13 protein-coding genes are annotated in these 12,727 nt (G+C 66.3%); 1 reads left to right on the forward strand and 12 read right to left on the reverse strand.

The genetic code is table 11. From position 1 onward, the window contains the following. Positions 1–69: 69 nt before the first annotated feature. Genes GSQ76_RS13605 through GSQ76_RS13625 form a run of 5 tightly spaced genes read right to left on the reverse strand, consistent with a single transcriptional unit; the run spans position 70 to position 5,077 of the window. The gene (locus GSQ76_RS13605) at positions 70–1,062 is read right to left on the reverse strand and encodes an ABC transporter ATP-binding protein (protein WP_158744449.1); all 993 of its coding nucleotides are present in this window, start codon (positions 1,060–1,062) and stop codon (positions 70–72) included. Further along, the gene (locus GSQ76_RS13610) at positions 1,059–2,069 is read right to left on the reverse strand and encodes an ABC transporter ATP-binding protein (RefSeq protein ID WP_158744450.1); all 1,011 of its coding nucleotides are present in this window, start codon (positions 2,067–2,069) and stop codon (positions 1,059–1,061) included. Before GSQ76_RS13610 ends, GSQ76_RS13605 begins: the two co-directional genes overlap by 4 nt. Continuing rightward, entirely contained in the window at positions 2,066–2,944 is an 879-nt protein-coding gene (locus GSQ76_RS13615; protein ID WP_158744451.1) for an ABC transporter permease, read from the reverse strand. Before GSQ76_RS13615 ends, GSQ76_RS13610 begins: the two co-directional genes overlap by 4 nt. After that, positions 2,941–3,891 carry an ABC transporter permease gene (locus GSQ76_RS13620; protein ID WP_158744452.1) on the reverse strand — a complete coding sequence of 317 codons (951 nt, stop codon included), beginning with the start codon at positions 3,889–3,891 and terminating at the stop codon, positions 2,941–2,943. The genes GSQ76_RS13615 and GSQ76_RS13620 overlap by 4 nt, the downstream gene beginning before the upstream one ends. Positions 3,892–3,898: 7 nt before the next feature. Continuing rightward, positions 3,899–5,077 (reverse strand): FAD-binding oxidoreductase, encoded by a 1,179-nt coding sequence (locus tag GSQ76_RS13625; protein ID WP_158744453.1) that lies wholly within the window; start codon positions 5,075–5,077, stop codon positions 3,899–3,901. Positions 5,078–5,190: 113 nt separating this feature from the next. Between GSQ76_RS13625 and GSQ76_RS13630 the strand changes: the two genes are divergently transcribed. Further along, positions 5,191–6,315 (forward strand): FAD-binding oxidoreductase, encoded by a 1,125-nt coding sequence (locus GSQ76_RS13630; protein ID WP_158744454.1) that lies wholly within the window; start codon positions 5,191–5,193, stop codon positions 6,313–6,315. Here GSQ76_RS13630 and GSQ76_RS13635 read toward each other — a convergent pair. The 7 genes from GSQ76_RS13635 to GSQ76_RS13665 form a co-directional block, all read right to left on the reverse strand. After that, positions 6,312–7,097 carry an alpha/beta fold hydrolase gene (locus GSQ76_RS13635; protein WP_158744455.1) on the reverse strand — a complete coding sequence of 262 codons (786 nt, stop codon included), beginning with the start codon at positions 7,095–7,097 and terminating at the stop codon, positions 6,312–6,314. The two genes, GSQ76_RS13630 and GSQ76_RS13635, sit on opposite strands and share 4 nt — an antisense overlap. Positions 7,098–7,099: 2 nt before the next feature. Further along, the gene (locus GSQ76_RS13640; RefSeq protein WP_158744456.1) at positions 7,100–7,984 is read right to left on the reverse strand and encodes an MBL fold metallo-hydrolase; all 885 of its coding nucleotides are present in this window, start codon (positions 7,982–7,984) and stop codon (positions 7,100–7,102) included. 37 nt (positions 7,985–8,021) lie between these two features. Then, positions 8,022–8,975, reverse strand: a complete 954-nt coding sequence (locus GSQ76_RS13645) for a 3-keto-5-aminohexanoate cleavage protein (protein ID WP_158744457.1) — start codon at positions 8,973–8,975, stop codon at positions 8,022–8,024. Positions 8,976–9,042: 67 nt separating this feature from the next. Continuing rightward, complete coding sequence (locus GSQ76_RS13650; protein WP_158744458.1) at positions 9,043–9,987, reverse strand: LysR substrate-binding domain-containing protein; 945 nt, start codon at positions 9,985–9,987, stop codon at positions 9,043–9,045. A gap of 2 nt (positions 9,988–9,989) precedes the next feature. Next, positions 9,990–10,601, reverse strand: a complete 612-nt coding sequence (locus GSQ76_RS13655) for a glutathione S-transferase family protein (RefSeq protein WP_158744459.1) — start codon at positions 10,599–10,601, stop codon at positions 9,990–9,992. Then, complete coding sequence (locus GSQ76_RS13660) at positions 10,598–11,701, reverse strand: ABC transporter ATP-binding protein (protein WP_158744460.1); 1,104 nt, start codon at positions 11,699–11,701, stop codon at positions 10,598–10,600. The genes GSQ76_RS13655 and GSQ76_RS13660 overlap by 4 nt, the downstream gene beginning before the upstream one ends. A gap of 12 nt (positions 11,702–11,713) precedes the next feature. Continuing rightward, the coding region (locus GSQ76_RS13665; protein WP_216851047.1) for an iron ABC transporter permease at positions 11,714–12,727 on the reverse strand (1,014 nt) is incomplete at its 5' end.

A 12,727-nucleotide genomic window follows, 5' to 3' on the forward strand; every position in this document is an offset into this window, starting at 1 on the left:
CACCACCACATCCGCCTGCAGCGGCTGAACGGTATCGGTTGCGACCTCGTCAATCTTCGGCCCCATGGCTTAGGCGACTCCTTCCAGACTTTCGACCAACGGCGATGCCAGTTCCAGCTCCGGCCGCCGGCACGCCGCCCAATGACCCGGCGCGCGCTCCACCAGCACCGGCAACGCATCACGACACGCCATCTCGGCATAGCGGCACCGCGTGTGAAACGGGCAACCCGGCGGCGGCGATACCGGGCTCGGCACGTCGCCCTGCAGCAGGATCCGCGGCCGCTTGCTGCCAATATCCGGCACCGCGGAAAACAGCGCCTCCGTATACGGATGGCGCGGCCGGGCGAACAACGACGCCGTATCGGCGATCTCCACGATCCGCCCCAGATACATCACCGCCACCCGATCCGATATCAGCCCTACGACGGCCAGATCATGCGCAATGAACAGGATCGACAGCCCCAACGTGGCCTTCAAATCCAGCAGCAAATTCACCACCTGCGCCTGCACCGACACGTCCAGCGCCGACACTGGCTCGTCCGCCACCAGCAGATCCGGATGGCAGATCAACGCCCGGGCAATCCCGATGGGCTGCCGCTGTCCGCCGGAAAACTCGTGCGGGTAACGGTCCGCCGCCTCCGCGAACAGCCCGACGGTGCGCAGCATATCCTCGATCCGCGCCCGGCGTGCCGCACGATCCAATCCCGGCTCGTGCACCTGCAGCGGGATGGCCAGGATCTGCTCCACGCTCATCCGCGGGTTTAACGAGGCATTCGGGTCCTGGAACACCAACTGCATCTGCCGCCGCACCGGCCGCATCTGCCCGCGCGACAAATGCGTGATGTCCTGCCCGGCAAACCGGATCGTCCCGCCACTACTCTCCGTCAGCCGCAACACCGCCCGCCCCAGCGTCGTCTTGCCCGATCCGCTTTCCCCCACCACGCCCAACACCTCGCCGGGTTGAATGGCGAACGACACGCCGTCCAACGCCCGCAACACCCGGCCACGGCCCAGCAGGTAGTGCTTGGCCAGCCCCGTCACTTCCAGCAGCGGCGCCGTCATGCCGCAATATCCCGCCAACGCGCGCAGCGCACCGCATGTCCGCTGGCGGCGATCTCCAATACCGGCCGCCCCGCCTCGCATGGTTCCGGCCGGGCATGGTCGCAGCGCGGCTGAAACACGCATCCCGCCGCGCGCCCCTGCGGGTCCGGCACATTGCCCGGTATGGCGGCCAGGCGCCCACCCTCCCGCCGCAACCGCACATGGCTCAGTTGCGGGACGGACCGGATTAGCCCGGCGCTATACGGCATCAACGGCCGCCGCATCAGCGTGTCGACCGGCGCGTCCTCCACCACCTGCCCGGCATACATCACCAGCACCCGGTCCGCGACTTGCGCCACCACGCCTAGATTATGCGTGATGAAGATGACCGACATCCCGGTGTCCACCTGCAGATTGCGGATCAGGTCCAGGATCTGCGCCTGGATCGTCACGTCCAGCGCCGTTGTCGGCTCGTCGGCGATCAGCACCCGCGGCCGGCACGCCAGCGCCATCGCAATCATCGCCCGCTGCCGCATCCCGCCGGACAATTCGTGCGGATACGCCCGGGCGCGCAATGCCGGCTCTGGAATGCCGACATGGGACAGCAACTCCGTCGCCCGTGCCGACGCCGCGCGCGCCGACAGCCGCTCATGCGCCAGCAACCCCTCCACGATCTGGTCGCCGATGCGATGCACCGGGTTCAGCGACGTCATCGGCTCCTGAAATATCATGCCGATATCGCGACCGCGGATCCCCGCCATCTGCGCCTCCGGCAGCGCCAGCAGATCCACCGCCGCCCCATCCGCCCGGCGCAGCATCGCCCGCCCCGCCACCACGCAACCCGGCGCCCCGCCCAGCAGCCGCATCAGTGCCAGCGCCGTCACGCTCTTGCCGGACGAGGATTCTCCGACGATCGCCAGCGTCTCCCGTTCCTGCAATTGGAACGACACGCCCTCCACCGCCGCCACCGACCCGCCGGCGCCGCGAAAATTCACCGCCAGATCCTGCACGTCCAGCACGGCGCTCATCGGTGCACATCCAGCCGCGGATCGATCGCGTCCCGCAGCCCGTCCCCCATGAAGTTGAACCCCACCACCGCCAGCGTAATCGCCACCCCCGGAAAGATCGCCAGCCAGGGCGCCGAGCCGAGATATTCCTGCGACGCGTTCAGCATGTTGCCCCAACTCGGCGTCGGCGGCTGGATCCCATAGCCGAGATACGACACGTAGCTTTCCAACAGGATCGCCCGCGCCACGTTCAGCGTCGCCGCCACCACGATCGCGCCCAGCACGTTGGGCAGCAACTCCCGCAGCATCAGATGCGCGTCCGACACGCCGATCGCCTCCGCCGCGACGGCGAAATCCCGCTCCCGCATGGACCGCACCTGCCCTTCCACCACCCGCGCCACTTCCATCCAAGACGTCAGCGCCACGATAAGGGTGATGGTCACCACGCCGGGGCTCACCAGCGCGGCCAAGGTCAGCAACAGGAAGATGGACGGGAAGCACAACACCGCGTCCACCGCGCGCATCAGGATCGTCCCGGTCCAGCCGCGGTAGAACCCCGCCAACACGCCCACCAGCACGCCCACCACCGTGCTCAGCGCCATGGCGGCGAAGCCCACGAACAGCGAGATCCGCCCCGCCAGCAGCAGCCGCACCAGCAAATCCCGCCCCAATTGGTCCGACCCCAGCCAATGCACGCCCACGAAAGGCGGCTGAAACCGGTGGCGCAGATCGATCGTCAGCGGCCCGAACGGCGAGAACCACGGCCCCGCCACGCACAGCAGCACCAGCCCCAACACCGCCGCCGCCCCGAACAACGCCAGCCGATGCCGCAGGAACCGCCCCAGCGCCAAATTGCCCCGGCGTCGCGGCACAACCGAGAGTGCGGTGGCGCTCACGCCATGCGTATCCGCGGGTCGGCCAGCACATACAACAAATCCGCCAGCAGATTGCCGATCAACACCAGGATGGCGGAGAACATCAGCAGCCCCATCACCACCGGGTAATCGCGGTAGCCGATGGAATCCAGGAACAGCCGCCCCATCCCCGGCCAGGTGAACACCGTCTCCGTCACCAACGCGCCACCCAGCAGCGTCGGCACGTGCAACCCGGCGATGGTGATCATCGGCAGTAACGCATTGCGCAACGCGTGGTGCACCAGCACCGCCCGCGGCCGCAGCCCCTTCGCCCGGGCGGTCCGGATATAATCCTGGCTCACCACGTCCAGCATGGACGCCCTCATATACCGGCTCCACGTCGCAACGGTCACCAGCGTCAACACCAGACACGGCAGGATTAGGTGGCGGATATAGTCCACCAGCCCGGACGCCCCATTCGAATACATGTTCCCCGACGGCAGCCACGCCAGCCACACCGAAAAGACGTAGATCATCACCAGCCCGAACCAGAACGTCGGCACCGACAGCGCCACCATCGCGCCGATCGTCGCCAGGTAATCCGCCACCGAATACCGGCGGATCGCGCCCAGAACCCCGACCCATGTGCCGATGATCATCGCCAGCAGGGTCGAACTCACCATCAGCTCCAGCGTCGCCCAAAGATGCGACAGGATGACCGACAGCACCGGCGACTGGTCGCGATACGACCGCCCCCAATCCCCCCGCAGCAAATGCCACGCCCAATCCGCGTATTGCACCGGGATCGGCCGATCCAGCCCCATCTGGTGCGCGATCTGCGCCAGCGTCTCCGCCGACATGCCCGGCGTCAATGTGAACTGGCTCATCGGCCCACCCGGCGTCAGGTACAACAACCCAAACCCGATCATCGAGACCAGCACCAGCAGGATCACGCTCTGCCCCAGCCGTTGGCCGACATAGCGCCACATCGCCGGGCTACCCGTGCAACGTCAGCGGCTCGGCCGGCGCCGATTGCGTGGCGAACCGCTTCAGCCGAAAAGCGTCGATCGGCAAGTTCGGCGGCTCTTCCCGGGCCAGCGCCGCCAGGATGCGCCCCGTCACCGGCCCCAGGCAGAAGCCGTGACCGGAGAACCCCATGCCCAATACCAGGCCCGGCACCGCCGCCGGCGCCTCGATCACTGGCAGCGCGTCGGGCGTGGAGTCGATCAGCCCGACCCAGCTTTCGTCCAGCGTCGCATCCAGCGTGGCCGGCACCAGCGCCCCGAACATCTGAGCAATCCGCGCAACATCGCCGACCTTCGGCATCAGCCGCGGCCCGACCCGGCGGTCGCCAATCCACGCACCCTGCGGAAAATCCAGCGTGCCGGTAAACGGCGCACCCGCGCCCGTGAACCGGAACCGCCCATCCACCTCCTGCCGCCCAGCGCAGGACGCATCGGCAATCCCAACGACCTGCGCCAGCACCGGCGCCACCGGGGCAGTCCGCAGCAGCGTCACCGCCCGCGGCACCATCGGCACCGACAGGCCCAACGGCGCGAGCAAGGCGTTGCCCATGACACCCGTCGCCAGCACCACGCCGCCGCAGGCAATGCGCCCGCCCGTGGTTCGCACCGCCGACACACGCCCCGCCTCGGTCTCGATCGCCACCACCGCCTCACCGAACCGCAGCACTGCCCCCGCCCGCTCGGCCGCCGCCACGAACGCGGCGACGGTGGCATGCGGATCGGCATGGCCGTCCGTGGCACAAAACGACGCACCCAGCACATCCGGCGCGATGGCCGGCGCCCGGTCATGCAGTGCCGCCTGGTCCAGCATCACCAGATCCAGCCCGGCATCCCGTTGCCCGGCCACCATCGCGGTCAACTGCGCCAGATGCGCCTCCGTCCGCGCCAGGCGCAGATTGCCCTGCTGCGTGTAATGGGTCGGCGCATCCAGGGTCTCCGCCAACCCCTCCCAATCCGCAACGGCCGCCTGGGCCAGCGGCAACTCCGCCGCGTGGCGGCCGGACTGGCGAACCCCGGCGAGCGTCCAGCCACTGGCCATCGCGGCGGGTCCCCAGCGGTCGATCAACGTCACCGACACGCCCGACATGGCGAGGTTATACGCCGTCGCTGCCCCACTAATGCCTGCGCCTACGACGACCACGTCCGCCATAATGTTCCCGCTCGTTCGGCGCTCCCGCCGCAACACACCGTTCGACCCGGCGAAGCAAACATCGTACCGTTCGCTGCGGCAATTCATATTTCGCCACCAGAGGAGGGCACGGCGTGCAACAGAAGGTCTTGATCGTCGGCGGTGGCATCGCCGGCCTATCCGCCGCCTGGGCCCTCGCCAAGCGCGGCGTGGCCGTGGAGTTGTTTGAGCAGGGTTCGCTGCCAAACCCCCGCGCTTCCTCCTACGACGAGCACCGCATCACCCGGCACGCCTACGGCCGGATGGAGGGCTACGCGCATCTGATGCCCGAGGCCTTCCGCATCTGGGACCAACTCTGGCAGGCCATCGGCACGTCGCATTACGACCCCTGCGGCGCCGTCTACTTCCTGCGCGACGACACGGGCTGGTACAACGTCGTGTCCCGGTCGCTCACCGCCATGGACATCGGCTACCGAGACATCCCGCTCGACGACATTCCCCGCCGCTTCCCGATGGTGAACCCCGCCGGGCTATGGCGTGTGGTGGAAACCGACCAGGCCGGCATGTTGTTCCCGATGCGCATCCTCACCGACATGGTTGTCCTACTCGCCCGCCTGGGCGTGACGTTACACGCCAATGTGCAGGTATCGGACGTCGACCCCGGGCGCGGCACGCTGATCGCCGACGGCGTCACCCATAGCGCCGACACGGTCATCGTCGCCGCAGGCGCCTGGGCGGACCGGCTGGTTCCATCCCTGCGCGACGCCGTCGTCCCGTCCCGCCAGGCGGTGCTGTACCTGGCGCCGCCCCCTGCCCTGGCCCAGGCCTGGGCGGACGCGCCCGTCATGCTCGACGTCGGCGCCAAGGGCGGCACCTACACCCTGCCACCGCATCGCGGCACCCGGCTGAAGATCGGCGACCACGTGTTTTCCCGCACCGGCGACCCGGACGAGGACCGCTTCGCGACCGACCGCGATCTGGAACGCCTATGGCCCGCCGCAGCCGCCACCTACCGCGATTTCGCCAGCTACACCGTGCTGGAGCGCAAAGCCTGCTTCTACACCGTCAACGACCACGAGGAATTCCAGGTCCGCCCGATCGGCCCGGCTGGCTGGGTGATCAGCGCCTGCTCCGGCCACGGCTTCAAGCTCGGCAGCCTGATGGGTGAGTTGGTGACGCGTGCCATCACCGGCGAAATGCCAGCAGCCGAGGTGCCGGACCTCGCAGCCGGGCGCGTGATCGATCCGCCCTGGCGCTAGATGCGGGCCAGAAAGGGCGCGATCGCGTTCGCCACGAGTTCGGGGGTCTGGATCGCCATGAAATGCCCACTGGGCAGCGTCAGCGTTTCCGCACCCGGGATCAGCGCCACCGTCGCAGCCACGTTCTCCGGCGGTCGGTCCCCATCATGCTGCCCGGCGATGACCAGGGTGGGGCAGGTGATGCTGTTCAACTCCGCCGTCATGTCCAGGTCGGCCAGCATCCGCATGGTGGCGGCAAAGCCCAGCCGGTTGGCGGACAGGCGCTGGCCCCGCGTGCGGGTGAACCGCGCCGCATCGGCCCGTAGCAGCGCCGGGTAGCCACGGTCCAGCCCGGCATCGACCGTGCTGCGGAACCCATCCGACGTCGCCAAATCCGCACGCGCCCGCAGCCCGGCGCGCCGATCCTCCGGCACCCCGATGGCCGGTGACGTGGCGATGACCGCTCGCGTGCGACCAGGATAGGTCGCGGCAAAAAACAGCGCCGCAGCCCCGCCGACAGCCGTTCCCATCGGCACGATCGGGGCCTTGATCGCCAACACATCCAACAGCGCCGCCAGATCGGCGGTATGCGCCGGCATGGTCATCGGCTCCGGCGGCAGTTCGGACACGCCGGCGCCGCGCATGTCGTAGCGCAGCACCCGCAGCCCGGCGGGCAGCAATGGCAGCAAATAATCCCAGCTTTCCAGGCACCCGCCCATCTCGTGCATCAGCACCAGGGTAGTATCGCCCGCGCCCGTCAACTCGTAGCGCAGTGCGACGCGCCCGGTGTCGATCCACTCCACGGCTAGAAATCCATCGACCAGGCATCCGGGATCAGCGCGTAGCCGTCGCCGCGCTTCTGCATATGCGCCACGGCCGGGAAATGCAGATGCATCCCGGCAAACGCCAAACGGTCGGTCGCCACCATGTCGAAGGCGCGTCGCCGGGTTTCAATCCCACGCTCCGGATCGACGTCCACCGCCATCGTCGCCTCCGGCCGGGGCACCTGGATTTCCGGCACGTGAACGATATCGCCCCAAATCAGCAGCGAGTCCGCACCGGAACTGACCAGCATCCCCGTATGGCCCGGCGTATGGCCAGGAAACGCCACCGTCGTCACCCCCGGAAACACCTCGCCCTGCGTATACAAACTCAGCCGGTCGCCATACGGCACCAGCTTGTCCCGTGCATCCAGGAAGAACAGCTTGCGACGCTCCGGCTCCGGCAGGCGGTTCATCGCCGTGTCGTCATGCCAGTAGGCGTATTCCGCCTCGTGCACCTTCAACTCCGCATTGGGAAAGGCAGGCTGGCCCGACGCGTCCAACAATCCACCCCAATGATCCGGATGCATATGGGTCAGCAGCACCGTGTCGATATCACCAGCCGAAATCCCCGCCGCCTTCAGATTGGCGAACAGATGCCCAACCGTCGCCTTCCCCCCCGGGCCGCAGCCCGTATCGACCAGCGCCGTGCGACCGCCCGACTGAACGAGAAATGTGTTCACCCCGGTGCGCCGCGGCACCGGCCGGAACGCGTCCCGCAACAACCCCGCCGCGTCTTCCGGCGGGATGTTGCGGACCGTCGCCATCGAGACGTCCTGATAACCATCATGCAGCACCGTGACGACGATATCGCCCACCCGCCGGTGATAGACACCCGGCACCTGAGCCGTTGGTATTGCCACCGCCATCGTCACGCTCCTTGCAGATCGCCTCGATTAACCCGCGTCAGGCGAGGCGTGCAACCTTCGGCGCCGGGTGCGGCAGGCCCAGGCGCTGGCGGGCCTCCTCCGGCGTCGCGATCTTGATGTCGAATTCCTCCATGATGCGGACGATCTTCGTCACCTGCTCGGCATTCGACGTGAACAACCGGCCCGGCCGTTCCTGCAGGTTGTCTTCCTGGCCGATGCGCAGATTGGTGCCCATCATCGCGCCGAACGTCGCAGCCTTCATGTTCTGCGGCCCGGTGCCGTGAATGAACAGCTCCATGTCGGAGCCGAACAGGTTTTCCGCCGTCTGCTTCATATGCAGCAGATGCTCGATGCTCGACGGAATACCGCCTAGAATGCCCGTCAGGAATTGCACGATGATCGGCTTGTGCATGGTGGGCTTGCGCTGCAGATGGTAGTCCAGAATGTAGAGATGGCCCACGTCGTAGCACTCGAATTCCATCAGCATGTTCTGCTCGAGGCAGATGTCGATCATACGGTCGATCTTGTGGAACGTGTTGGCCGTGACGATGTGGTACGATTTCGGGCCGTAGAACTCCCGCTCCCACTCGTGCTTGAATTCGCTGACCCCCTGGTCGTGCGCCTTCTTGAACCGACCGTAATTCATCGAGCCGACGATCACCGTCGCGATCTCCGGCCGCAGCACCATCGCCGCCGACAAACGCTCTTCCGCGGTGGCGCCCATCGAGCAGGAGAAGTTGATCACCGCATCGCACTGGTCGCGAATGGCCGGAATGAAACTATCCCAAACCTTCGGGTCGTTGGTCGGGCTGCCATCGTCCGGGTTGCGGGCGTGGAAATGCAGGATGGAGGCGCCAGCCTTAACCGCGTCGACCGACTGGGTAATCATCTGCTCCGCCGTCACGGGCAGATAGGGCGACATCGACGGCGTCAGCGTCGAACCGGTCACGGCGCAGGTCACGATGATATTCTTGGGCTTCGGTTTGGCCATAGGAGCCTCCTGTGATGTTTCTACGTTGCGGCCACTCTGGTCCGCTTCGATCGTGGGTCAATGGAATTCAGGACGCGCGTGCTTGAGCATTTCTCAACCCGAGCGCCGCCCGCGGTATCGCGGCTTCATGCGACAGGATCCAGTCGCGGAATTCTTGCAGCTGGGCGCCGATTTGCGCCTGCCTGCGGTAGATGAGGTAGAATCCTTCCGGTTGCCGCTGCGATAACGGCAAGGGCGTCACCAGGCGACCCTTGCGCAGATCATCCATGATCAAATGCCGCTCGCCCAACGCCACGCCCAACCCCTCGCTCGCGGCCTCCCCAACCAGGGCGGAGCTTTCGAAGCATTGGCTGGTAAAGCTTTCGAACGGCGGCAGCCCGGCCAGCGCCAACCAACGAATCCAGCCCTCCGGCCGTAATTCCGAATACAGCAGCGTATGGTCTTTCAGATCCGCCGGCGTCTTCAACCCCGGGCCAGTCTGCAGAAGATCCGGGCTGCAGATCGGGATGAGATCGCTATCGAACAGCCGATGCGCCACCATATCGGCCGGCCACGGATCCATGCCCAACCGAATGATGCAATCGGCAGCGTCGGAATCGAACGCAGCCGTCGCCGTGGTCAACGACGTGGTCAGCAGGACATGCCGGTTGGGATTGATCGTATGGAACTGCCGCAACCTCGGAAACAGCCACCGCGTCGCGACATTGCCCGAACACATGATCCGCAACGGCCGCTCCCGCTGCGAGTCACGCAAGCGATTGGTCGCCGCGTTCATGCGGCGAAATCCATCCGTCAACGCGTTCAGATACAGCGCGCTCTCCGCTGTCAGCCGCACCTCGCGATTGTTGCGGGCAAACAATTCGATCCCGAGCGTAGCCTCCAGCAGCTTGATCTGCCGGCTGACCGCACCCGGCGTGACGTGCAACTCTGCCGCGGCCAGGGTGACGCTGCAATGCCGCCCGGCGGCCTCGAAGGCACGCAGGGCGTTCAATGGGGGAAGACGCCAGTTCACCGTCAGTAAATCTCCACCGGTTCTGTCGCCTGCATGGACTGGCGCTGCGACATGGCGGCGAACCACGTCGCGAGCGCCGGGCGGCCATCACGCCACGCATCCTCGGCGAACCGGAAATCCAAATGTGCCAGTGCCGACGCGATGGCGATGCTGCCAACCGACAGCGGTTCCAGCGTCGCAACCTCCCGCTCCAGCACATCCAACGTCGCACGCGTCTTGGCCGCAAAGGCCGCCGCGTGCGGCGCGGAGGCCAATGCCTCCCGATTCTTCTCACCGATGCGCAGCACGTTCAGCGACATCAGCCCATCGCCCAACGCCTGCAACCGCAACACCGTCCACCGCCGCGCCGGGTCGGACGGCACCAGCGTGCCGGAGCCATACTCGGTGTCCAGAAATTCAATGATCACTGGAGAATCGAACAACACGGCGCCGCTCTCCAACACCAGCGTCGGGATCTGGCTCAGCGGGTTGAACGGCATCACGATCTCGTTCGTCGTCTTGGCACTCACCAAAACCCGCTCGAGCGTGATGCGATTCTGCAATCCCAATTCATGCACCGCAATCATCACCTTGCGCACGAAGGGCGAGCGGGAGGACCAGAGCAATCGCATCATGCCGCCAGAACCACGGTGTCGGTGAAGGCGAAATCTACCGCCACCTGGTCGCCGACCGTGAAAGTTGCATCCGCACTGGCATAGGCCTGAACCACGCTACCGCCGACATCCACCTGGTAGCGGTTCATCGTTCCCAGGAAGCCGGCGAATACCACACGTCCCTCCAGCCGATTGGTCTCCGGCGGCGTCGCATCGCCAAGCGGGCGCAGCGTCACGCGCTCCGGCCGCACCGACACCCGGGCCTCCCGCGCTGCCCCAACATCCCCGGCACAGATCAGCGTGGCGCCACCCTCCAACTGCACGTCCCGAAACCCGGTTCGCCTCGCCTCGCCCATCGCCCCGCTCAGCCAATTCGTGGTGCCGACGAACCCGGCAACGAACGCGTTCGCGGGCCGGAAATAGATCTCGCGCGGCGTATCCAACTGCACGATCCGCCCATGCTCCATCACCGCGATCCGGTCCGACATCTCCAGCGCCTCACCCTGGTCATGCGTCACGTAGACGGTGGTCACGCCGATCTGCTGTTGCAACCGACGCAACTCGTTGCGCATTTCCTCACGCAGCGCGGCATCGAGGTTGCTCAGCGGTTCGTCCAGCAGCAACAGGCGCGGCTTGCGCACGATCGCCCGCGCCAACGCCACACGCTGCTGCTGCCCGCCCGACAGCCGCGTGGCGGAGCGACCGCCGAACCCGGCCAGCCCCACGCGATCCAGCGCCTCATCCACCAGCCGGGTGATCTCCCCCGTGCTGAACCGCTCGTCTTTGGAAACCTGCAGCGGAAACGCAACATTCCCGAACACCGACATATGCGGCCAGATCGCGTAGGACTGGAACACCATGCCGATCTTGCGGTGGTTCATCGGAACGGAGACCCGCCGCGCCGTGTCGACGAACACCTGGTTATCGACCCGAATGGACCCGGTATCCGGCTGCTCCAGCCCGGCGATGCAACGCAGTGTCGTCGTCTTGCCGCACCCGCTCGGCCCCAGCAGGGTAAAGAACGCCGCGGATTCCAGCGTGAAATTCGCCTCCCGCAAGCCACCCTGCGGACCGTCCCCGGTATTGGCGTAGATCTTCGACAGTCCGGCCACATCAAGCATGGCGTTGATCCTTCACTTGCCGAACGCTTTGGCGGAATGGCGGCGCATCAAGACATAGAACGCCCCGGCAAAGATCGTCATCAGCCCAGCCCATAACAGCCCGAGCGCGGCAACTTCCCCGCCCTGCCCGTTTGTCCACAAATCGAACATCGCGACCGAGATGGTTTGCGAATCTGGCCCAGCCAGCAACAGCGGCAGCGCCATCTCCTTCGCGCATAGCAGGAAGATGAACAGCCAGCCCGAGGCGATGGACGGCCATAGCAGCGGCGCCACGATCCGGCGGATCGCCGTGCCCGTGCCCGCCCCGGCAACACCGGCCGCCTGTTCCAGCTCCGGATGGATCTGCAGCACGCCCGCGTAGCAATACCGCATGCCATACGGCATGTAGCAGATCAGGAACGCGATACCGATGATCCACAACGTGCCGTAGATCGGGATCGGCAGCTTCAGCGCAAACTCCAGCAACGCCACGCCCAGCACCAGTCCCGGAAACACCAGCGGAATGGTGACCAATTGGTCCACCAATCGCCCACCGATCTGCCGCCGAGCCGCCAGCCACCCCGTCGCTGCCGTCAGCGCCATGGCAACCGTCGCGGTGCCGACCGCGACCACCAGCGTGTTGATGCCCAACTGCAGATAACTCGGCGAGGAGAACACCGCGTCGAATTGCTTCATCGTCAGCGTGTGCACCCCGGCCCACCGCATCGGCCGCACGAAGGGCTGGCACGCAACCCAGAACAGCGCCGAGAACGGCAGAACCAAAACGATGATGAAGTTCAGTAGAATGACCGCACCAGCCACCCAGCGGCCACGCCCCAGCCGGAACGGGCGGGGCCGGTAGCCCTTGCCGGTGATGCTGGCATAGCGTTCGGCATGCCTGGAAATGCGGCCGTAGAAGAACAGCAGCACCGACATCGCAATCAGCATCACCACGGAAAAGGCGCTGGCATATCCCAGCCGCGGCGGCACTTCCTGAATGCTGCGATAGATCTCGGTGGTCAGCACATTCACGCCGCCAGGCATCCC

Origin of the sequence: Acidisphaera sp. L21, assembly GCF_009765685.1 — a bacterium.
Classification (GTDB): Bacteria; Pseudomonadota; Alphaproteobacteria; order Acetobacterales; family Acetobacteraceae; genus LMUY01.

Bases quoted from the DNA above. Each gene is read 5' to 3' on its own strand.
- GSQ76_RS13605 (WP_158744449.1), bottom strand. From the start codon at position 1,062: ATGACGGCGCCGCTGCTGGAAGTGACGGGGCTGGCCAAGCACTACCTG.
- GSQ76_RS13610 (WP_158744450.1), bottom strand. From the start codon at position 2,069: ATGAGCGCCGTGCTGGACGTGCAGGATCTGGCGGTGAATTTTCGCGGC.
- GSQ76_RS13620 (WP_158744452.1), bottom strand. From the start codon at position 3,891: ATGTGGCGCTATGTCGGCCAACGGCTGGGGCAGAGCGTGATCCTGCTG.
- GSQ76_RS13625 (WP_158744453.1), bottom strand. From the start codon at position 5,077: ATGGCGGACGTGGTCGTCGTAGGCGCAGGCATTAGTGGGGCAGCGACG.
- GSQ76_RS13640 (WP_158744456.1), bottom strand. From the start codon at position 7,984: ATGGCGGTGGCAATACCAACGGCTCAGGTGCCGGGTGTCTATCACCGG.
- GSQ76_RS13645 (WP_158744457.1), bottom strand. From the start codon at position 8,975: ATGGCCAAACCGAAGCCCAAGAATATCATCGTGACCTGCGCCGTGACC.
- GSQ76_RS13655 (WP_158744459.1), bottom strand. From the start codon at position 10,601: ATGATGCGATTGCTCTGGTCCTCCCGCTCGCCCTTCGTGCGCAAGGTG.
- GSQ76_RS13660 (WP_158744460.1), bottom strand. From the start codon at position 11,701: ATGCTTGATGTGGCCGGACTGTCGAAGATCTACGCCAATACCGGGGAC.